Below are 20,208 nucleotides of genomic sequence, written 5' to 3' on the forward strand. Positions count from 1 at the left end.
TTTGCAGAATATGGAATTCACAGCTTCGCAAATTGCAAGTTTTATTGACGGAAAAATAATAGGTGATGAGAATGCACTTATTACAGGGGTTTCTCCAATTGAAAATGGAGAATCAGGACATCTTTCTTTTATAGCACAAGATCGATTTTCTCATTTTTTAGACACCTCAAAGTGCTCTGTAATCATCGTTTCAGAAAAACTTCTGAATAAAAATAGTTATAACCCTACCTTAATTGTAGTAAAAGATGCTTATTTATCTTTTCAGGTTCTGATGAACTTATATCAGGAGATGAGAGGAAGAAAAGAAGGCATTGAAGATGGTTCATCCATTCATGATTCAGCTGTGATAGGTGAAGGAGCTTATATAGGGGCATTTACATATGTTTCTGAAAAGGCTAAGATTGGTGAGGGCTCACAGATTTATCCACATGTATACATTGGAAAAGGAGTAAAAATTGGTAAAAACTGTAAAATAGACAGTGGTGCCAGAATTTATGACTATTGTATCATTGGTGATAACTGTGTCATTCATTCTAATACAGTAGTAGGAGGAGATGGTTTTGGGTTTCAGCCTACAGCTGAAGGATTCAAAAAAATTCCACAGCTTGGAAACGTAATTATTGAAGATGATGTAGAAATTGGCTCAAACTGTAGTATAGACAGAGCTACGATAGGTTCTACCATTATTGGAAAAGGAACGAAAATTGATAATCTGATCCAGATTGCTCACAATGTGAAAATAGGACAAAATAATGTCATTGCAGCGCAAGCCGGAATTGCAGGTTCTACTACTATTGGAGACTGGAATCAAATTGGAGGTCAGGTAGGTGTTGTTGGTCATATCAAAATCGGAAACCAAGTGAAGATTCAGGCTCAGAGTGGTGTGAACTCAAGTGTTAATGATAGAGAAACTTTATATGGTTCACCAGCAGTCAGCTATAATGACTATTTAAGAAGCTATGTTCATTTCAGAAATTTCCCTGAAATAGTTAACAGAATAAATAATCTTGAGAATAACTCAAAAGATAATACTAATGAGTGATATGCAAAAAACGCTTCAGGAAGAGGTAACTCTTTCTGGAATAGGCCTTCATACTGGTAAAGAAGTAAAACTTACCATCAAACCCGCAAAAGAAAATACGGGATTTGTATTTGTAAGAACCGATTTAGAGGGACACCCTCAAGTTGAAGCTGATGTTAATTATGTAGTAGCAACAGAAAGAGGTACAACATTAGAAAAGCTTGGCGTAAAAATTACTACCTGCGAGCACCTTTTGGCTGCTTTAGTGGGTTGTGATATAGACAATGCAGTGTTGGAAATGGACGCATCCGAGCCTCCTATTTTAGACGGATCCTCAAAATATTTTGTGGAAGCTATCGAAAGTGTAGGAGTTGTAGATCAGAATATTGCCAGAGAATATCTGGTTGTAAAAGAAGTTCTTACATACAGCGATCCGGCTACAGGTTCAGAAATTACAATCATTCCTTCAGATACTTACGAAGTAACTACTATGGTAGATTTTGGGACTAAAGTTTTAGGAACTCAAAATGCTACTCTTAAAAATATTTCCGAGTTTAAAGATGAAATCTCTTCTGCAAGAACATTCAGTTTCTTACATGAATTGGAAATGCTTTTAGACCACGGATTGATCAAAGGAGGAGATATCTCTAACGCGATCGTTTATGTAGACAAGGATTTAACTCCGGAAACTACAGAAAAATTGAAAAAAGCCTTTGGGAAAGATAATGTATCCATCAGACCAAACGGTATTCTTGATAATCTTAACCTGAACTATCCTAACGAAGCTGCAAGACACAAATTACTGGATGTAATCGGTGACTTAGCTTTAGCAGGAGTGAAAATTAAAGGTAAAGTTATTGCCAACAACCAGGCCATTTCGTAAACACTCAGTTTGCGAAGAAACTAAATCGTCAGTGGAAATTGCAGAAAAAGAAAAACGTTCCGGATTTTGATCTTACAAAAGAACCGGTATTCGATATCAACGGAATCATGAAGCTAATGCCTCACAGACCACCGTTCTTATTAATTGATAAAGTTCTTGAACTTTCAGACTCTCACGTAGTAGGACTAAAGAATGTAACAATGAATGAACCTTTCTTCGTTGGGCATTTTCCTAAGGAGCCTGTAATGCCTGGAGTTCTTCAGGTTGAAGCTTTGGCTCAAACAGGAGGTATTCTAGTGTTAGCAAGTGTTCCTGATCCTGAAAATTATTCTACCTATTTTATCAAGATTGATAAAGTGAAATTCAAGAGAAAAGTAATTCCTGGAGATACACTTATATTCAAATTGAATTAATAGAGCCTATCAGAAGAGGTATTGTGCACATGCAGGGGTACGGATATGTAGGAGATACAGTGGCAGTAGAAGCAGAGCTTATGGCTCAAGTTGCAAAAAATAAAGTTGATTAAATGATTCATCAGTTAGCAGCCGTAGATAAACGTGCGAAAATCAGCAAAAATGTAATCGTAGAACCATTTACTACAATTGCAGGGGACGTAGAAATTGGAGAAGGAACTTGGATTGGTCCAAATGTTACCATCATGGATGGAGCAAGAATAGGGAAAGATTGTAAGATTTTTCCAGGGACTGTAATTTCTGCTATTCCTCAGGACTTAAAGTTTGATGGTGAAGATACACGAACTATTATTGGAGATAATACTACTTTAAGAGAATGTGTAACGATAAATAGAGGAACAAAAGCCTTAGGGTATACCAAAGTAGGAAGCAATTGCCTAATTATGGCAACTTCCCACGTTGCTCATGACTGCATCATAGGAGATAATGTAATTATTGCCAATGGTTGTGGTATTGCAGGACACGTTGAAATCGGAGATTTTACCGTAATGGGAGGATTATCTGCAGTTCAGCAGTTTGGTAAGATCGGAAAACATACTATGATTTCAGGAGGATCTTTGATCAGAAAAGATGTTCCTCCTTATGTAAAAGTGGCAAGAGATCCTATTTCTTATGCTGGTATTAACTCAGTAGGGCTTAGAAGAAGAGGTTTTTCCAATGAGAAGATCTTTGAAATTCAAAAGATTTACAGAGCTATTTTCCAAATGAAGATGAACGTTTCGCAAGCGTTGGCATATATTGAAAAAGAAATGCTTCCTACCGCTGAAAGAGATGAAATCCTTCAGTTTATCCAAAACTCTCCAAGAGGTATTGTAAAAGGATACGGAACAGGAAAAGATAGCAACTAAAAGTGCTAAAAATTAAGTAAAAAAAGATAATATATATTAATGGCAACAAGTAACGATATCAGAAAAGGTCTTTGCATCGAATTCAGCAATGATATTTTTAAAGTAATTGAGTTTCTTCACGTAAAACCAGGAAAAGGTCCTGCATTCGTAAGAACAAAATTAAAATCTGTAACCAACGGAAAAGTATTAGATAATACATTCTCTGCGGGGCACAAAATTGAAGAAGTAAAAGTAATCACAAGAAAGTTCCAGTATCTTTATGATGATGAGAACGGATTCCACTTCATGAATAATGATGATTTTTCTCAGTTATATTTAAATAAAGAAATGATTGAAAACTCAAACTTGATGAAAGCAGGTGAAGAAGTAACAATCATTTTGAAAGAAGCTGATGAAACTCCACTTTCTGCTGAACTTCCACAATCAGTATATCTGGATGTCATTGAAGCTGATCCGGGTGTAAAAGGAAATACGGCTACCAACGCTCTTAAAAACGCAATCGTTGAAACAGGAGCAAGAGTAATGGTTCCTTTATTCATCGAACCGGGAGACAAAATTAAAGTAAGTACTGAAGACGGTAGCTACTTAGAAAGAGTAAAAGAATAAATAAAATTTACATAAATTCGGTTTGCATTAGCACTCCGAATTTTGTTTTATAAGAAAATCTATTGTTATGAGATTCCATTCTCCGCAAAAGCTTAAAACGATCGCTGATTTAATAGGCTCAAAATTTATTGGCTCCGAAGACTTTGAAGTATTGGGAACTAATGAAATTCACATGGTAAAACCTGGTGATATTGTTTTTGTCAATCATCCCAAATATTATGACAAAGCATTAAACTCGGCAGCAACTATTATTTTAATTGATAAAGAAGTAGATTGTCCTGAAGGTAAAGCGCTTCTGGTTTCTGATGACCCTTTCAGAGACTTTAATAAGATCAACACCCATTTTACAAGAATTTACAATTTTACAGAAGAACTTCATGATGTTGAAATTGGTGAAGGGGCAAGAATACACTCTTCTGCAGTCATTGGAAACAATGTGAAAATTGGAAAAAATACCTTAATTTTCCCGAATGTAGTGATTGGTGATAGAACAGTAATTGGTGACAATGTGGTTATCCAGTCCAATACCGTGTTAGGAGGTGATGCCTTCTATTACAGAAAATTGAATGGGAACTTCGACCGTCTGATTTCTGTAGGAAATGTGGTGATCGAAAATAATGTGGAAATAGGAAATGGATGTACTATTGACAGAGGAGTTACAGATTCTACAGTAATTGGAGAAGGTTCTGTTTGGATAACCAGATTCAGATAGGACACGATACAATTATCGGGAAAAAATGTTTAATAGCTTCTCAGGTTGGAATAGCCGGCTGTTGTGTGATAGGAGATGAAGTTACATTATGGGGACAAGTGGGGATCGCTTCCGGTAATAAAATTGAAAGCGGATCTGTACTTTTAGGAAAAACCGGAGTGAACAGAGACCTCGAAAAAGGTACCTATATCGGAATGTTTGCAGAAGATTTCAAAACTTACCTGAAAAAAGAAGTAAAACTGAGAAATCTCAAATAAACAATTCCAAAGGTTTTGTCTAAAATCAAAGAAATTTGAGTAAATTTGTGAGCATTAATAAAATAATAAATAAATTAAAACAACAATAAAATGTCAATTTTAGTAAACAAAGATTCTAAAGTAATTGTACAAGGATTTACAGGAAACGAGGGAACTTTCCACGCTGGTCAGATGATTGAATACGGAACAAATGTAGTAGGTGGTGTTACTCCAGGAAAAGGAGGAAGCGAGCACTTAGGAAAGCCGGTATTCAACACAGTAGCTGATGCTGTTGAAAAGGCAGGAGCAAACGTAAGTATCATTTTCGTACCACCGGCATTCGCAGCAGACGCTATCATGGAAGCTGCTGAAGCAGGGATCAAAGTAATTGTATGTATTACTGAAGGTATTCCTGTAGCTGATATGGTAAAGTAAAATCTTACATCGCTGACAGAGACTGCAGATTAATCGGACCAAACTGCCCTGGAATCATTACTTCTGAAGAAGCTAAAATTGGTATTATGCCAGGTTTCGTTTTCAAAAAAGGTAAAGTAGGTATCGTTTCAAAATCAGGTACCCTTACTTACGAAGCTGCTGATCAGGTAGTAAGAGCAGGTTACGGTATTTCTACAGCGATCGGTATTGGTGGTGACCCAATTATCGGAACAACTACTAGAGAAGCTTTGGAATTATTTATTAACGACCCTGAAACTGAAGCTGTTGTAATGATCGGTGAAATCGGTGGTGGACTTGAAGCTGAAGCAGCTAGATGGTATAAAGCTAGTGGATCTACTAACCAGTTGTAGGATTTATCGCTGGACAAACAGCTCCAAAAGGAAGAACAATGGGACACGCTGGTGCTATCGTAGGTGGTGCTGAAGATACAGCTCAGGCAAAAATGGAAATCATGAGAGAGAATGGTATCAACGTTGTTGATTCTCCTGCTGATATCGGTGCTACTGTAGCTAAGATCCTAGGATAATATAAAACCACACATACTATGAAAAAACTTTTATTAACCTCTGCTTTAGTCCTTTCTACATTATCCTTTGCACAAGTGCAGTGGAAAAATACAAGATTTGGAGTTTCAGCAGGTTTAAACTATTCAAGAGTATCTAATGCCCATAATCCTTCAGGCCCAAGATATGCCTTTCAAGGTGGAGCTTTGGCTTTAATTCCCGTAGGAAAGGCAAATCAGTTTTTTATCCAGCCTGAAGTTGCGTACTACGGGGCAGGAGAAACTGGTAAAGATAGTGATGCTAAGAATGCTAGTGGTTATAATGCAATATATGCGAATAACTATCTGAGTGTGCCTATTTATTTCAAAGGGTACTTTTCAGAAGCAGAATCTGAGTTCTTTGGATTACTGGGGCCTAGATTTAACTTTTTGCTCAATCAAAATGTTAAAGATGTTCCAGCAACCAGACCTTACTATGATCCTAATGTCACTGATCCTTCACAACCTCCAGGCGTAAATGGAAAAGCAAATAGCTTTAACTGGGGAATAGGACTGGGAGTAGGATATAGCTATAAGAGACAACTGGAAATAGCTTTAAAATATGATTTAGGTCTTTCAGACACTTATCCAAATCTTGTAAAAGAAAGAGGTGGTTCTGATAAGAAAAAATCTGAACAGGTTGTATCACTTACATTAAATTACATATTCAAATAAATTATTTTATTCAGAATATAAAAATAGAAAACCCGGAAAGTAATTTCCGGGTTTTTTTGTGATTAAAGGAAACTTAAAAAGCCAAAGAAGTTTTTTTATTGTTTAAAATAAAAATGGCAAATCCGCTATTTGCAAATTTGCCATTTTAAATTTATTTATTTAACGGACTAAGAACTAGCCTTTGATCCATTTCCAAAGCTCTTTTAAAGTAGCTTTATTGCCGTACATCAAAATCCCTACACGGTAGATTTTTCCAGCAAGGAAGATCATAAAGATCGTTGTTGCTAATAGTAATACAATTGATAAGGCAATCTGCCATGCAGGAACTCCAAAAGGTATTCTTGCAATCATGGCAACAGGGGAAGTAAATGGTATAATCGATAACCAGAAGCCCAATGGACCATCAGGATTATTCATTAATGAAAAACTGCCATACATTCCCAAGGTTAAAGGTAAGATCGCAAATAAAGTGAATTGCTGAGTTTCTGTTTCATTATCCACAGCAGATCCAATGGCAGCATAAATTGAGCTATAGAAAATGTATCCTAAAAGGAAGAAAACAATAAATACAAAAATGATCAATGGAAAATTAAGTTCCAATAAACTATGAGAAATCTGAGTGGCAAGCTGAGCCATATCCAATTTATTGGCAATTTGTTCATTGGCGCCAGGTACATTTTGCTGAAGGGAAGAGAATCCGGTATTAAGAACCAGAGCTCCAATTATAGACATCGTAATCCAAATAAGAAACTGTGTAAGGGCAACCAAGGTTACTCCGAGGATTTTCCCCATCATGAGTTCAAATGGTTTTACCGATGAAATAATGATCTCTACAACACGGTTGTTCTTTTCTTCCAGAACACTTCGCATTACCCTTACTCCATAAATAATGATAAACATAAAGGTAACATACATCAGAACCATACTTAATCCTGATTTTACACCAAAAGTAAGGTCAGAATCCTCTTTGTTGTTATCTGCAACATTAATGGTCTTCAGGCTGAAACTCTTATCAAGATCATTAAGCTGAGTTTCCTGAATCCCCAATTGCTTGATTTTTTCCTTTTTAACAACATTCGTAATATCGGAAATGATCTTCTGTTTGGTATCAAAGCCCATTTTACTGTTGATAACCAACCTTGCTCCCGTTTCAAGTTCTTCATAATTCTGTCCTTTTAATTCAGGCAAAATTAAGATCCCGTCCAAAGATTCATTTCCTTTTAAGTTATTGATTTTGGATTTTTCATCGGCAGCAGAAACAAATACATAATTCAGTTTGTCATTAGACTTCAGCTGATTAGTAAATAAACCACTTTTATCAACAACTTCAATAATGCTGTGTGATTCGTTGGCTTTAAACATTAATCCGATCACTGAACCAAAGGCAATAATTAGGATAGGAGCCAATAAAGTCAATATGATAAAGGATTTTTTCTTAACCTGCGTAAGAAACTCTCTCTTTGTAATTAAAAAAATATTTTTCATAAAATTAAGAATGGTTACTTACAGCGTTAATAAACACTTCATTCATACTAGGAATTCTTTCATCAAAAGATCTTACTTTCCCAACATGAACCAGATCAAGGAGTATATGATTCTGATCTGCTTCATTTTTCAGGTCAAAAGAAACCAGACTATTTTCATTTGAAAAGTTGAAGATCTCATATTTATTTCTAAAGCTTTCTAATTGTTCATTATTTACTTCAGAAAGGGTAATTCCAAAAATGTTTTTCTTGAATTTTTCCCTTACATCGAAAACTCTTCCGTCAATAATCTTTTTGGAGTTGTTGATCAGTGCTACATAGTCACACATTTCTTCCACACTTTCCATTCTGTGGGTAGAAAGGATGATAGTCGTTCCGTTATTTTTAAGATCAATGATTTGATCTTTGATTAAGTTGGCATTTACAGGATCGAAACCTGAGAAAGGTTCATCAAGGATTAAAAGATGAGGTCTGTGAAGTACGGTTACCACAAACTGGATCTTTTGTGCCATTCCTTTAGATAATTCAGAAAGCTTTTTCTTCCACCATTGGTCGATATTAAGCTTATCAAACCATTTTTTTGCTTCATTCAGAGCATCATTTTTACTCATTCCTTTCAGTTCCCCAAAATAAAGAATCTGATCACCCACGCTCATATTTTTATAAAGCCCTCTTTCTTCCGGCATATAACCGATATCTTTGATATGATTGGGGTTCAGTTTTTCTCCATTGATTAAGATCTCTCCGGAGTCTGCCTGGGTAATCTGGTTGATGATACGGATGAATGATGTTTTTCCGGCTCCGTTAGGCCCTAAAAGTCCATAAATGCTGCCTTTAGGAACATGGATGCTAAAATCATCCAGTGCAACCTTTTTTCCTGCATTATAGGTCTTTTTAATATGTTCAGCTTTTAGCATTAAGTTGTTTTTACTATTAGTATAAAAAAGTCCTTAAAGTTACAGAAATATTAACTGAGATTATTATAAAAGAAAAAATCCTGATGATTATCAGGATTGTAATTTATTGTTTTACGATTTGAGTAACTTTCTGCGTATTGTCGCTTAAAAGGTAACGAATCAGATATTTTCCGGGTTTTAATTTTTCAATATTAATCTCTCCGGAGTTCATATTGACAGTATAATTAGCGACTTGCATACCCAAAATAGAATAAAAAGTCACACTTTTGATTCTTAAAGAAGAATCTTTTGCCTTAATAATAAGGAAATCCTTTGCAGGATTTGGATAGGCAAGCAAAACACCATCATCTGCCTTCTGAGTGATGGAACCCGGCTCTCTAAGCTGAGCTTGTAAATTGTTGGAAAATCCAACAAAAGCGCCTACAAATAGAATTAAAAGTAAAAGTTTTTTCATCAAATTTATAATTTCTCGAATATATATAACAAATATAACAAATTCTACAATTTCTTACAATAGTTTTTTGTATAACTTGTATTAAATTTGTAGAAACTTATTCAAAAAGTATTCCAAAATGATACATTCAAGAAATAGAAGACTTAGAGTTAATGAATCTATCAGAAGTTTGGTAAGAGAAAATGTGCTTACAACTGATGATTTTGTAATGCCGATCTTCGTAATGGAGGGCGAAAATATGCAAGAACCGATCCCGTCGATGCCGGGTATTTTCAGGCGAAGCATAGATTTAACAGTAAAAGAATGTAAGGAATTATTTTCTTTAGGCGTAAAAGCTGTCAACTTGTACATGAAGGTGTCAGAACATCTGAAAGACAATACAGGAAAAGAAGCATGGAACAGAAACGGATTGATGCAGAATACGATCAAAGCGATCAAAGATGCTGTTCCGGGAATGGTGGTAATGCCAGATGTTGCATTAGATCCTTATTCAATCTATGGACATGACGGAATTATTGAAAACGGGAAAATTTTAAATGATGCTACCAATGAGGCATTGGCAAAAATGTCGGTATCGCATGCAGAAGCAGGAGCAGATCTTGTAGCTCCAAGTGATATGATGGATGGTAGAGTACAGGTAATTCGTGAGGCATTGGAAGAAAGTGGGTTTACAGATGTAGGAATTGTTAGCTACGCTGCAAAATATGCAAGTTCTTTCTATGGCCCTTTCAGAAGTGCTTTAGACAGTGCTCCAAAAGAAAATATTGAAATTCCGAAAGATAAAAAGACTTATCAGATGGATTTTCATAACACGCGTGAAGCCTTGAATGAAGTATTTAAAGATATTGATGAAGGAGCAGACGTGATTATGATCAAACCGGGACTTCCTTACCTGGATATTGTTTCCAAAGTACGTGAAGCCATTGATCTTCCAATTGCTGTTTATAACGTAAGTGGTGAATATGCGATGGTGAAAGCAGCGGTTCAGAACGGTTGGTTGGATAACGACAAAACGATCATTGAAAGTCTTACTTGCTTCAAAAGAGCGGGTGCAGATATGATCTTTACTTATTTTGCTAAGGAAGCAGCGATGATCCTTAACAAATAACAAAATTTACATTAATGAAAAAAGAGATTGTTTCATCAGCAATCTCTTTTTTTATTAATGATACTTTATTATCCAAAACATGCATGGTAAGAAGGGTGCCCTTCATGAATAGGCTTTTCTCCCCCTTTATCATCTACACAGATATTGGTAGGACATAGGTACCAACCAGCCGGACATTTGTCATGTGAATCAGGAAAACGGATATTTCCACCATTGATATCCTTCAACTCTTTTTTACTTAATTTTTTCATAGTAATTATTTTTTATTGGTTTATGAGACTAATATAATAAAAATATATCACGAAGTATTGATGTTTTGTGAAAAAACTGTTTTTTATAGATATAAGTATGGTCAAACTGTCCGTCATCTAAAAAAGATAGGTTTCAATAAAAGGGGTAAAGTGGCCAATGTTCATTCAGGTTGTCAAACATGGTGTAAAAGAATCTGGAACCCATGTATTATGAATCATGTGACTTGTCTTATTAATTCATTATAAAAAATAAAATGCTGCCTCAATGAGACCGCATTTTATATTACTGACTGTAATTTTGAATTTATTTTCCCTGACAGAAAGGATCTTCGGGATGTATAGGATTGTCGGGATGATCTAAAAGACAAATTTTTGTTGGACATAGATACCATCCCCGAAAACAGTTCCCATTTTTATCAGGATAGGTATAATAATATCCGCCTTCGATTTGCTTTAAATCTTTTTTTGTTAATTTTTTCATGGTGAATATTTTATTAATTAGGTACTCTAAAATAATAAATATATTTCACATTATATTGATATTTGATTATAACCAAGGTTTTTTACCATACACATAAGTGTCATCAAACTGTTTATCACTCATAAACAGATATAGAATACCCTCAATAAAAGGAATAACGGAAGCAAGGCCACAAGTGACTACATTCAGGATCAGTTGAATAATACCTTCTCTGGTGTATCCGAGATAAAATTTATTTAAAGCTAGCCAACCTACAAGAATTCCTAATAAGGCAGCAGGAAGTTTTTTCTCTGAACGATAGGGGATATTGCTCTGTTGGTTCTCTGTATTCTCCGTTTTTGTATATCCGTAATTTTCCATTTTTACTATGTATAATGAGTTGGTTTATTTTATAATAAGTAGTTTTAAATGATGAAAAGTTACAATAATTTGAAAGTGAATAAGTTTAGATTCCGGATAAACAAAGTTTATATTGGTAATAAAGAAAGTTTATATTTTTGATATATTTGCCCTATGATTTTACGCGGAGAAAACTTAATCAAAGAATACGGTCCTAAAAAAGTTGTAAAAGGCGTTTCTGTACAGGTTCAGCAGGGAGAGATTGTTGGGTTGCTTGGTCCTAACGGAGCAGGGAAGACTACATCGTTTTATATGATCGTAGGATTGGTTAAGCCCACTTCAGGAAAAATATTTCTGGACAAACAGGAGATTACTACCGATGCGATGTACCGACGAGCTCAAAAAGGAATCGGTTATCTGGCGCAGGAAGCTTCCGTTTTCAGAAAATTATCTGTAGAGGAAAATATTATGGGAGTATTGCAGTTGACAAAACTTTCCAAACGTGAGCAGCAAATCAAATGTGATGAGCTGATCGAAGAATTTTCTTTACAACACGTTCGTAAAAACAGAGGAGATCTTCTTTCCGGAGGAGAAAGACGTAGAACGGAGATTGCCCGTTGTTTGGCAACAAGTCCGAACTTTATCCTTCTGGATGAACCTTTCGCTGGGGTAGACCCGATTGCGGTAGAAGATATTCAAAAGATTGTAAGAAGTCTGGTAGATAAAAATATCGGAATTCTGATTACCGACCACAACGTACAGCAAACCCTTGCAATCACCAATAAGACTTATATTATGTTTGAAGGAAAGATCCTTAAAGAAGGGCTTCCGGAAGATCTAGCGAATGATCCACAGGTAAGAGAAGCTTATCTTGGAGAAAACTTCGTATACCAAAGCATTTTAGACAAACCGAAAAAGAAAAAATATGCCTACAATATCTGGGCAGGTAATTTCGATTCAAAAGCTCAACTACAGGGATTCGTAGATGAAAATTTTAAACAATTTGATGATTTGAGACTCATGTATGGTTTTGAGGATATTAGCTTTGCTTCATTAGCCAATTCTGAAATTGAACATATCTTTAATGAAGTAGTAGATAAAAATGCAAATAACTCATTTGTTTTCCAGAAAAAAGAAATCAATTCACAATATACGCTGGAGCAGGCAGAAGCAGAATCTAAAGAGGTAAGCAGATCTGAGCTTCATTATCTGACGACCTATATGTATGAAGGATAACAAATCAAAATAGTATACAAAACCATTGTCAATATGATGATGGTTTTTTTTTGGTTCAAATTGCATTAAATTAATAGAATTATTAATGAATTAATATAAAAAAATGTTTTTGGCTTAGATTTTGTAATTTACAACATCTATTAAATTGCAATTATTTAATCGAACGTTTAAATAATGTGCAATGTTATTATAGAAGATATAAACATTAAAACTATTCATTTCTATTTTCTTATTTAACTAGTTTGATGTTTATGTATATCATTTCATTTTACTTTAAACCTCAGATTTTCTGGCGAGGAGCGATAGGGGTTATTTATAGACTTTGAAAATATCACTTTAGCAGAATAATTCCGGTAAAAGAAGTTGAACGAGAAGATGTGACGAAATAAATGATTATCAATCCTCAATTGAATTCAAAGGTGACCAGGTATAGATTGTCTAATATGTAAAATAATCCAAATGAAGAATATTAACATTAAAAAAATTATTGATATCCTAATGATACTCCTCCTCATAATATTTATCATACAGAACCTAGAAAGCGTTATGGTAAAGTTTATGACAATGAAGTTCGAATTGCCTCTTATTGTATTGATATTAGCTGTTTTTGCATTAGGATATTATACATCAAAAGTTTTTAGAAAAAAATAAATCACAAAAATATATCATTATGGCATTAAAAGAAATATTACAAAAATTAGCAAGCGAAAAAAATAATCCGTGTGTAACGATTTCACTTAACACACATCGTACTCATCCGGACAATCAACAGGACGAAATTATTCTGAAAAATCTTCTAAAAGAAGCTGAAAACAGGCTTATAGATGAATTTGGGAAAAGGCCAGCATCTGAAATTTTGGAAAAAATAGAAAATATTCCCGATAAAATTGATCATCAGCACAACCTTGAGAGTTTACATATTTTCTTATCAAATGACACGGAAGAAATTGTAAAACTAACTTGGGAAGCCCGGGAAAATACAGTGGAAATAGATGATAAATTTGCTGTAAGACCGATTATCAAAGCCACAGTAAGAGCTGAGGAATACCTTATTTTGGTTTTGACGCAAAGTGGGACTAAGCTTTATGAAGCATTGAATGATTCTATAATAAAAGAAGTCAGAGATGAAGGCTTTCCATTTCCTCAGAATCCTTTTTATATAACACATTCTGATGTGAGGAGTGATGCAAAGCAGGTTGATAATCAGATTAAAGAATATTTTAATAGAATAGATAAATCAGTTGTTGAAATTCATAAGAAGTCAAGCTTAAATGTTGTGGTTATCAGTACAACAGATAATTTCAGTAAACTTATAGAAGTAGCTGATTTACCTCAAATTTATATTGGCCACGATCATAAAAATTATGAATCTGCAGAAGAACATCATATTGTAGAGCAAGCTTATGAAATTATTAAGAGTCTACAAAAAGAAAAACGCACTTTAGCAATTGAAGAAATCAAAGAAGCGGTTTCTCAAGGAACTGTTCTTACCGATCTTCAGGAAATCTACCAAGCGGCGATAGATGGAAGAGGAGATCTGTTAATGGTTCATCAGGATTACGAGCAGTCAGTAAGAATGATTGATGAAAGAACATTCGAATATGAAGATAATTCAAAAGAGCCGGGAGTTATTGATGATATTGTTTCTATCATTGCTTGGGATGTTTTCTCCAAAAAGGGAAGAGTTTATTTTACCCATCAGGAAGAACTTTTAGAATTAGGGAAGATTGTATTAAAAACAAGATATTAAATAAAATTTCTTTGTTTGAGATAAAAAAGCCTGTATTATGCAGGCTTTTTCATGATTTGTTTTAAAAAAGGCTTAATTTTACTAAAGACCTTTATCTTATATCCATGGCAAAACCATTCAACAGAACCGTTACTTTATTCGGGATTTATAAACAGCTTGTTCCATTCATCAAACCTTATCGATTAATGATCTACGGGACATTGTTTCTTACATTCCTTGGCGCTTTGGCGGCGCAGGTGAACCCGATTGTTCTTAAATATACAGTAGATGAGGTAACAAACCTTACTCATCTTCCACATCCAATGACAGAAGGAATTCATATCCTTATTATTATCTCCATTATTTTACTGGGAAAGGAATTGTTGAACATTTTCATCAATTTTGGACAGAAGTTTTATGGTGAAAAAATCAGGATCAACATCAGCTCTGTTTTGGCACAATCTGCAATTGATAGAATTTTGACCTATAGGGTAGCTTATTTCAACGATGAAAATCATGAATCCGGAAAACTTCAGATTAGAATTGACCGCGGTATTGAAAGTTTGACAAAGCTAGTACAGAATTTTTTTATTGATATTCTTCCGTTATTTTCCAATGCGATTATTGCACTCATCATCATGTACATGCAGAATGTGTACGTGGGATTGGTTTCTACGATTATTGTTCCGATTTATTTTTACATAAGCTCACTGCAGGCTAAAAAGCTAAGCGGAGTACGCCGACAACTTCGAAATCAAAGAGAGAAAAAAACTTCCGGTCTTTTGAATCTTGTTAATTCTATTATGGTGATTAAAAGTTTTGTCCGTGAAAAATTTGAAGGTAAAAAACAATATGATCTACAGATGCAGTTGATGGAAAGTCAGATGTTCACCAGAAGAACCAACTTTATATACGACGGATTAAAGACTTTTATTGAACAGTTTGGGGTCGTATTGATTATTATTCTCACAGTATATTTGGTGTTGGATCAGCAGATGACTATTGGTGCTATTATGCTTCATATCATGCTTTTTAACAATGTTTCTGCACCAATTCGCCAATTGCATAGGATTTATGACGATATGAATGATGCCATGATCTATGCTGAAGGCTACTTTGAGATTCTTGATGCCGATGATGAAACAGAACCTAGTGGTAACTTTGTAGAAAGAGACATTAAAGGAACTTTTGAACTTAAAAACGTAAACTTTACTTATCCTAACGGAACCCCTGCGTTACATGATGTTTCCATGAAAATTGAAAATGGTAAAACAACTGCATTGGTAGGGTTAAGCGGAGCGGGAAAATCCACAGTAATTAATCTTCTGTGTAAATTTTATCTTCCCAATTCAGGCGAAATTCTGCTGGATGAGGTGAACTTAAATGAATTTGATAATACATTTCTGAGAAGCGATCTTGGATTGGTTCTTCAGAAAAACCATATTTTTCAGGGGAGTATTGAAGACAACATCCGTTATGGAGATATGAATGCCAGCTTTGAAGAAATTCAGGAAGCCGCCAAAAAAGCATACCTTCATGATCAGATTATGGATCTTCCTACAGGCTATCAACATGATGCTACTCAACTTTCAGGAGGGCAGCAGCAGAGAATTGCGATTGCAAGACTGTTTTTGAAAAATCCCCCAATCATATTCCTGGATGAGCCTACAGCAAGCCTCGATGCGATTGCGACTGAACAGATCAAAAATTCTTTAGATGCTATTAAAGAGGGAAGGACCGTTATCATTATTTCCCATTCATTATCCCAGATTTTAGATTCAGATATGATCTACGTGATGAAAAAAGGAAGAGTAGTGGAGAATGGAACCCACGATGAGCTTTACAATAAAGAAGGGACTTATCGTGAAATCTTTGATGCTTCAGCCCGAAGCTTAAATCTAGATAAACTGGTGAATACTCTTAAAGAAAATTAATAATTTTGTTGACTTACGACCTCAGCCAACAATTGCCAATCCATGAATGATCATTATTTAAAAAAACTCGACCGCGTAACCGCTATTCTTACCCAATTGCAATCCAAATCTGTAGTAAGGGCTCAGGATTTGGCCGAAAAATTTGATGTCAGTATCAGAACCATTTATAGAGACGTTAAAACTCTGGAAAATGCAGGAATTCCAATTGTTGGAGAAGCAGGAAACGGATATTCTCTGATGGATGGCTATAAGCTTCCACCAATCATGTTTACCAAAGAAGAGGTGTTGAGTTTTATCACTGCAGAGAAGTTAATGCAGAAGTTTTCCCATCAAAGTTTGGGGAATCATTATCAAACAGCCATGGAAAAAGTACGTTCAGTATTGAGGCATTCTGATAAAAATCTGATTCAGAATATTGAAAAGCAGATTGATGTTTTTAATTTTTACAATCAAAAACCGGATGATTCCCTAAAGAACGTAATTCCTATTATTTTGGAAAGTATTGCAGAGAAAACTCAATTGAATATTGAATATCAAACAGTAGATTCAAGAGTAACCAACAGAACCATTGAAGCGGTGGGAATTTTCTTTGAATTTAATTTCTGGTATATTATGGCTTACTGTACACTGAGGAAAGACTTCAGACAGTTTAGGATAGACAGAATCTTACAGATTTCAAAAACGCAGGTTCCTTTTTTACAGGAATATGGCCAGATCAACGATTATAGAAAGTCACATGGAAATAAAGTTAAGGCAAAACTTCTGGTGGATAAAAAGATAATGGCACATCTTGTCAATTCTAAAAAATATTATGGATTGGTTGAAGAAGTAGAAACCGATCAGGGCATGGAACTTACTTTTGAAACAGAATGGATCAATGACGGATTTCCTCGTTGGGTTATCACATTTGCAGATTACGCCACTATTCTTGAGCCGGAAAGTCTTCGGATAAGAATGAATGAGCTTCTCGTTAAAATGATGGGGAGACATCAATAAAAACCTCAGCAGATAACCGCTGAGGTAGATTGACTTTTATTGGCAAATAGATGAAATGGTTTTTAAGGCTGTTTTTTATTAAAATCTTTCCCAGAAGAAAGGCGGTTCAATGCCTAAAGCTCTCAAATAAACATATCCCTGCGCACGGTGATGGATTTCGTTATCTATAAAATAAAGAATGTTCTCATATACCGGGAACTCATATTGTCCGAATAAATTAAACGTTTCCTGGAAGCGAGCTTCAGTAATTTGTCTAAAGTAATGATTGATAACCTCAGTTTCTTCGTCCCATTTTTTAAGGAGTTCTTCTTTGGTTTTTGGAGTAAAACCTTCCTCATTGTAAGCTTCCATGTTGTTTTCAATGATTCCTTTTAATGCAACTCCTCCAATATTGAGTAGTTCCGTTGCCATTTTAGCAAATGGTCTCATTCCGCCAATTGAAAATTCAAATAATTCTTTTTCCGGAAAAGCTTCAATAACTCTTCTTGTCAGGTTTCTGTGTCCTTGCCAGTCTTTTAATAATTGATCAGTAGTCATGAATTGCAGGCTTGCTGTTGCTGTAGTTGTCATAATGTATCGTTTTTGTTTGTTATTGTTGATACAAAGGTAAGCGCAGGTAATGACAACAGTTTGTCAGTAGTATTTTTGATGCTGAAAAATATTTTATTTCTTTGCTAAAATATTGAAGACTACTTTTCCGTTTAAGAGAAGTATATTAATAAAAAGAAAATGATTATTTAGAATTATGAAGAAGTATATTTTGCCTGTTATAGCCACTTTTTTATTAGTATCATGTAATAAAATTGAAGAAAAGATTGACCAGACGGTTCAGGAAACTAAGGAAAAGGTGCAGCAGAAGGCTCAACAAGCAGTAGAAGAAACTGTTAAGAAAACAGTGAATGAATCGATTAACTCGTTGACTCATTCTGAGGATGTGAAATTCAGTAGAGTTTTTCCTAATGCAGGATCTGATATGATCTCAGAAGAAAAAGGGAAAAAAATAAAGCTTCCCACAGGTACCGAAGGTTATATCTTTAAGTACAAAGCAGACATCGCAGTATTGCTTCCTTTTTTAGAAAAGCAGGCAACTTCGAATGAAGGGAAATCCGATAAAACGGCAAGAAAAATTGACGGACAAACCATTATCAATAAAATAAGCCTTCTTTCAAAATTCCTTCCTGACAATACTTTTGATACCAGCTTTTTAGAAGATATTAAAACGGATAAAAGTATTCAGTATTATAAACTGAAAAGATTTCCAAACAGCAGTACAATTATCTTCAATCCCAAAAACAAGACCATCATACAGTACGTAGAGGTAAATAAATAATTTGGATTGGCCGGCGAAAGTCGGCCGTTTTTATAAGTTATTGTGAACGTTTAGTGAATCAATCTCATTGTATGCAAGGCCACTCCTTCAGTGGAGGCAAATATTCACGTCTTCAATTGAAATTCTGGTAAAAACCGGAGATTTTCAAAAACTTTAGTGAACTTCTCAAACAGTTAGTAGTCTCTGAGAAATAACTTAAGTGTCTTTTGTGGTTCAACTTAGGCAAATCATAATAAGCAAAATACATGATCAGTACAATTTACTTTTTACATTGTCCAAAAAAAGGTATTTTAGTAGTATGAAAATTTATACAAAAACAGGAGATAAAGGCCAAACGGCACTATATGGCGGAACAAGAGTTTCCAAAGCCAGTGCTAGAGTCGACAGCTACGGAAATATAGACGAACTGAATTCATTCATTGGAATTGCAAAAAGCCATATTGAAGATGAAGAAGTTTTGAGACAACTGAAAAAAATTCAGTTTGATTTATTTACAGTAGGTTCAGAAGCTGCAACACCAGTAGATAAATTGATGTTGGCAAACGGAAAATCGCGTCTTCCAATCATTATTTCAGAAACAGAAATTGAAGAACTGGAGCAGTGGATGGATGCTTTTGATGAGAAACTAGAGCCACTTCAGTATTTTATTCTTCCAGGTGGAGGAAAACCTGCAACATTCTTGCACGCGGCAAGAACTATCTGTAGAAGAGCAGAACGTTCATTAGTATTCCTAAATGAAGCTGAAGAAGTACGCCCTGAGTTGATTAAATATTTAAACAGATTATCAGATTATCTTTTCGTATTGGCAAGATATATATCAAAACTAAACAACGAACCGGAAGAATACTGGAACCCGAATGAAAGATAAAGTATTACTTTTCATTAATGGAGAAGCTCCAAAATCTTTTCCCAATCCAGATCATTATGATTTGATTGCCTGTACAGACGGTGCTTTTCATTATCTCAAAAGGATAGGCTTTCCTTTGGCTCAACTGGATTTTATTTCCGGGGATTTTGACTCCCACTCCGGATCAGATGAAAATATTTATCAGGAGAAGTTCATTCATACTCCAGATCAGAATCACACCGATTTTTATAAAGCGCTGGATATCCTTATTGAAAAAGGAGGAAAGAATGTAGATATTTTTGGGGGAAGCGGGGGCGAGCAGGATCACTTTTTAGGAAATCTTACCGTAGCTTTTGCTTTTAAAGATAGATTGGATTTGAAGTTTTATGATGAGTTTTCAGAATATTATTTCATTCCTAAAAACTTTACGGTAAAAGGAATAAAAGATAAAATGGTTTCCCTGTATCCTTTTCCTGCAGCTGAAAATATTACAACAAAAGGATTAAATTGGCCTTTGGATAATGGAAGTCTGAACATTACCTCAACAATCGGAACCCGAAACTTTGCAGTGGAAGATGAGGTTTCCATTACCTATGAAAAAGGAGATCTGTTGATTTTTATTGGAAAAAATTATTTGTAATAAAGTTTTAA

At 34.9% G+C, this 20,208-nt stretch carries 18 protein-coding genes and 4 pseudogenes; 15 read left to right on the forward strand and 7 right to left on the reverse strand.

Annotated features, from left to right (window positions below; genetic code table 11):
• Positions 1–10: 10 nt before the first annotated feature.
• The 7 genes and pseudogenes from lpxD (at position 11) to QWZ06_RS05265 (ending at position 6,451) form a co-directional block, all read left to right on the forward strand.
• Positions 11–1,042, forward strand: a complete 1,032-nt coding sequence (lpxD, locus tag QWZ06_RS05235; RefSeq protein WP_290296205.1) for a UDP-3-O-(3-hydroxymyristoyl)glucosamine N-acyltransferase — start codon at positions 11–13, stop codon at positions 1,040–1,042.
• Positions 1,035–2,430: pseudogene (locus QWZ06_RS05240) on the forward strand (bifunctional UDP-3-O-[3-hydroxymyristoyl] N-acetylglucosamine deacetylase/3-hydroxyacyl-ACP dehydratase). Before lpxD ends, QWZ06_RS05240 begins: the two are co-directional and overlap by 8 nt.
• Positions 2,431–3,225 carry an acyl-ACP--UDP-N-acetylglucosamine O-acyltransferase gene (gene lpxA / locus QWZ06_RS05245; protein WP_068944369.1) on the forward strand — a complete coding sequence of 265 codons (795 nt, stop codon included), beginning with the start codon at positions 2,431–2,433 and terminating at the stop codon, positions 3,223–3,225.
• A 39-nt stretch (positions 3,226–3,264) separates the two neighbouring features.
• Positions 3,265–3,831, forward strand: coding sequence for an elongation factor P (gene efp, locus QWZ06_RS05250; RefSeq protein ID WP_045500255.1), 567 nt, complete (start codon positions 3,265–3,267; stop codon positions 3,829–3,831).
• Positions 3,832–3,898: 67 nt separating this feature from the next.
• Positions 3,899–4,800 (forward strand): annotated as a pseudogene (locus QWZ06_RS05255) (UDP-3-O-(3-hydroxymyristoyl)glucosamine N-acyltransferase).
• A gap of 90 nt (positions 4,801–4,890) precedes the next feature.
• Positions 4,891–5,761, forward strand: a pseudogene (gene sucD, locus QWZ06_RS05260) (succinate--CoA ligase subunit alpha).
• An 18-nt stretch (positions 5,762–5,779) separates the two neighbouring features.
• A complete protein-coding gene (locus tag QWZ06_RS05265) occupies positions 5,780–6,451 on the forward strand; it encodes a porin family protein (RefSeq protein ID WP_290296212.1) in 672 nt (223 codons plus the stop codon).
• Between the two features lie 174 nt (positions 6,452–6,625).
• Here QWZ06_RS05265 and QWZ06_RS05270 read toward each other — a convergent pair whose 3' ends face one another.
• The 3 genes from QWZ06_RS05270 to QWZ06_RS05280 all read right to left on the reverse strand — a co-directional run bounded on the left by QWZ06_RS05270 (position 6,626) and on the right by QWZ06_RS05280 (position 9,306).
• Positions 6,626–7,936, reverse strand: coding sequence for an ABC transporter permease (locus QWZ06_RS05270; protein WP_290296214.1), 1,311 nt, complete (start codon positions 7,934–7,936; stop codon positions 6,626–6,628).
• Between the two features lie 4 nt (positions 7,937–7,940).
• The gene (locus QWZ06_RS05275; protein ID WP_290296216.1) at positions 7,941–8,852 is read right to left on the reverse strand and encodes an ABC transporter ATP-binding protein; all 912 of its coding nucleotides are present in this window, start codon (positions 8,850–8,852) and stop codon (positions 7,941–7,943) included.
• Between the two features lie 103 nt (positions 8,853–8,955).
• Positions 8,956–9,306 carry a T9SS type A sorting domain-containing protein gene (locus QWZ06_RS05280; RefSeq protein ID WP_290296218.1) on the reverse strand — a complete coding sequence of 117 codons (351 nt, stop codon included), beginning with the start codon at positions 9,304–9,306 and terminating at the stop codon, positions 8,956–8,958.
• A gap of 118 nt (positions 9,307–9,424) precedes the next feature.
• Here QWZ06_RS05280 and hemB point away from each other — a divergent pair, with 118 nt between their 5' ends.
• The gene (hemB, locus tag QWZ06_RS05285; RefSeq protein ID WP_290296221.1) at positions 9,425–10,414 is read left to right on the forward strand and encodes a porphobilinogen synthase; all 990 of its coding nucleotides are present in this window, start codon (positions 9,425–9,427) and stop codon (positions 10,412–10,414) included.
• 68 nt (positions 10,415–10,482) lie between these two features.
• Here hemB and QWZ06_RS05290 read toward each other — a convergent pair whose 3' ends face one another.
• From QWZ06_RS05290 to QWZ06_RS05300, 3 genes are all read right to left on the reverse strand, one after another.
• Positions 10,483–10,665: a hypothetical protein gene (locus QWZ06_RS05290; RefSeq protein WP_290296223.1), complete on the reverse strand. Its 183-nt coding sequence runs from the start codon at positions 10,663–10,665 to the stop codon at positions 10,483–10,485.
• A 304-nt stretch (positions 10,666–10,969) separates the two neighbouring features.
• Positions 10,970–11,146 carry a bacteriocin gene (locus tag QWZ06_RS05295; RefSeq protein WP_290296225.1) on the reverse strand — a complete coding sequence of 59 codons (177 nt, stop codon included), beginning with the start codon at positions 11,144–11,146 and terminating at the stop codon, positions 10,970–10,972.
• A 66-nt stretch (positions 11,147–11,212) separates the two neighbouring features.
• A complete protein-coding gene (locus QWZ06_RS05300) occupies positions 11,213–11,506 on the reverse strand; it encodes a TM2 domain-containing protein (protein WP_290296227.1) in 294 nt (97 codons plus the stop codon).
• Between the two features lie 153 nt (positions 11,507–11,659).
• Here QWZ06_RS05300 and lptB point away from each other — a divergent pair.
• The 4 genes and pseudogenes from lptB to QWZ06_RS05320 all read left to right on the forward strand — a co-directional run.
• Positions 11,660–12,385: pseudogene (gene lptB / locus QWZ06_RS05305) on the forward strand (LPS export ABC transporter ATP-binding protein); the annotation flags it as partial.
• Between the two features lie 1,006 nt (positions 12,386–13,391).
• The gene (locus tag QWZ06_RS05310; RefSeq protein WP_290296231.1) at positions 13,392–14,471 is read left to right on the forward strand and encodes a baeRF3 domain-containing protein; all 1,080 of its coding nucleotides are present in this window, start codon (positions 13,392–13,394) and stop codon (positions 14,469–14,471) included.
• 185 nt (positions 14,472–14,656) lie between these two features.
• Entirely contained in the window at positions 14,657–16,384 is a 1,728-nt protein-coding gene (locus QWZ06_RS05315; RefSeq protein ID WP_290301301.1) for an ABC transporter ATP-binding protein, read from the forward strand.
• A 42-nt stretch (positions 16,385–16,426) separates the two neighbouring features.
• The gene (locus QWZ06_RS05320; RefSeq protein WP_290296233.1) at positions 16,427–17,380 is read left to right on the forward strand and encodes a helix-turn-helix transcriptional regulator; all 954 of its coding nucleotides are present in this window, start codon (positions 16,427–16,429) and stop codon (positions 17,378–17,380) included.
• A gap of 78 nt (positions 17,381–17,458) precedes the next feature.
• Here the strand turns inward: QWZ06_RS05320 and QWZ06_RS05325 are convergent, their stop codons facing one another.
• Positions 17,459–17,950 carry a DinB family protein gene (locus QWZ06_RS05325; RefSeq protein ID WP_290296234.1) on the reverse strand — a complete coding sequence of 164 codons (492 nt, stop codon included), beginning with the start codon at positions 17,948–17,950 and terminating at the stop codon, positions 17,459–17,461.
• Between the two features lie 175 nt (positions 17,951–18,125).
• Between QWZ06_RS05325 and QWZ06_RS05330 the strand changes: the two genes are divergently transcribed.
• The 3 genes from QWZ06_RS05330 to QWZ06_RS05340 all read left to right on the forward strand — a co-directional run bounded on the left by QWZ06_RS05330 (position 18,126) and on the right by QWZ06_RS05340 (position 20,197).
• A complete protein-coding gene (locus tag QWZ06_RS05330; RefSeq protein WP_290296236.1) occupies positions 18,126–18,710 on the forward strand; it encodes a hypothetical protein in 585 nt (194 codons plus the stop codon).
• Positions 18,711–19,008: 298 nt separating this feature from the next.
• Positions 19,009–19,578, forward strand: coding sequence for a cob(I)yrinic acid a,c-diamide adenosyltransferase (locus QWZ06_RS05335; RefSeq protein WP_290296238.1), 570 nt, complete (start codon positions 19,009–19,011; stop codon positions 19,576–19,578).
• Positions 19,568–20,197: a thiamine diphosphokinase gene (locus tag QWZ06_RS05340; RefSeq protein WP_290296240.1), complete on the forward strand. Its 630-nt coding sequence runs from the start codon at positions 19,568–19,570 to the stop codon at positions 20,195–20,197. Before QWZ06_RS05335 ends, QWZ06_RS05340 begins: the two co-directional genes overlap by 11 nt.
• Positions 20,198–20,208 lie beyond the last annotated feature (11 nt).

The sequence above is a fragment of the Chryseobacterium tructae genome, from assembly GCF_030409875.1.
GTDB lineage: Bacteria > Bacteroidota > Bacteroidia > Flavobacteriales > Weeksellaceae > Chryseobacterium > Chryseobacterium tructae.

What these genes read in the sequence shown, in the direction of transcription:
- QWZ06_RS05335 (WP_290296238.1), top strand. Translation starts at nt 19,009, where the DNA reads ATGAAAATTTATACAAAAACAGGAGATAAAGGCCAAACGGCACTATAT.
- QWZ06_RS05330 (WP_290296236.1), top strand. Translation starts at nt 18,126, where the DNA reads ATGAAGAAGTATATTTTGCCTGTTATAGCCACTTTTTTATTAGTATCA.
- QWZ06_RS05300 (WP_290296227.1), bottom strand. Translation starts at nt 11,506, where the DNA reads ATGGAAAATTACGGATATACAAAAACGGAGAATACAGAGAACCAACAG.
- QWZ06_RS05290 (WP_290296223.1), bottom strand. Translation starts at nt 10,665, where the DNA reads ATGAAAAAATTAAGTAAAAAAGAGTTGAAGGATATCAATGGTGGAAAT.
- lpxD (WP_290296205.1), top strand. Translation starts at nt 11, where the DNA reads ATGGAATTCACAGCTTCGCAAATTGCAAGTTTTATTGACGGAAAAATA.
- hemB (WP_290296221.1), top strand. Translation starts at nt 9,425, where the DNA reads ATGATACATTCAAGAAATAGAAGACTTAGAGTTAATGAATCTATCAGA.
- QWZ06_RS05325 (WP_290296234.1), bottom strand. Translation starts at nt 17,950, where the DNA reads ATGACAACTACAGCAACAGCAAGCCTGCAATTCATGACTACTGATCAA.
- QWZ06_RS05270 (WP_290296214.1), bottom strand. Translation starts at nt 7,936, where the DNA reads ATGAAAAATATTTTTTTAATTACAAAGAGAGAGTTTCTTACGCAGGTT.
- QWZ06_RS05265 (WP_290296212.1), top strand. Translation starts at nt 5,780, where the DNA reads ATGAAAAAACTTTTATTAACCTCTGCTTTAGTCCTTTCTACATTATCC.
- efp (WP_045500255.1), top strand. Translation starts at nt 3,265, where the DNA reads ATGGCAACAAGTAACGATATCAGAAAAGGTCTTTGCATCGAATTCAGC.
- QWZ06_RS05315 (WP_290301301.1), top strand. Translation starts at nt 14,657, where the DNA reads ATGATCTACGGGACATTGTTTCTTACATTCCTTGGCGCTTTGGCGGCG.
- lpxA (WP_068944369.1), top strand. Translation starts at nt 2,431, where the DNA reads ATGATTCATCAGTTAGCAGCCGTAGATAAACGTGCGAAAATCAGCAAA.
- QWZ06_RS05280 (WP_290296218.1), bottom strand. Translation starts at nt 9,306, where the DNA reads ATGAAAAAACTTTTACTTTTAATTCTATTTGTAGGCGCTTTTGTTGGA.
- QWZ06_RS05320 (WP_290296233.1), top strand. Translation starts at nt 16,427, where the DNA reads ATGAATGATCATTATTTAAAAAAACTCGACCGCGTAACCGCTATTCTT.
- QWZ06_RS05340 (WP_290296240.1), top strand. Translation starts at nt 19,568, where the DNA reads ATGAAAGATAAAGTATTACTTTTCATTAATGGAGAAGCTCCAAAATCT.
- QWZ06_RS05295 (WP_290296225.1), bottom strand. Translation starts at nt 11,146, where the DNA reads ATGAAAAAATTAACAAAAAAAGATTTAAAGCAAATCGAAGGCGGATAT.
- QWZ06_RS05275 (WP_290296216.1), bottom strand. Translation starts at nt 8,852, where the DNA reads ATGCTAAAAGCTGAACATATTAAAAAGACCTATAATGCAGGAAAAAAG.
- QWZ06_RS05310 (WP_290296231.1), top strand. Translation starts at nt 13,392, where the DNA reads ATGGCATTAAAAGAAATATTACAAAAATTAGCAAGCGAAAAAAATAAT.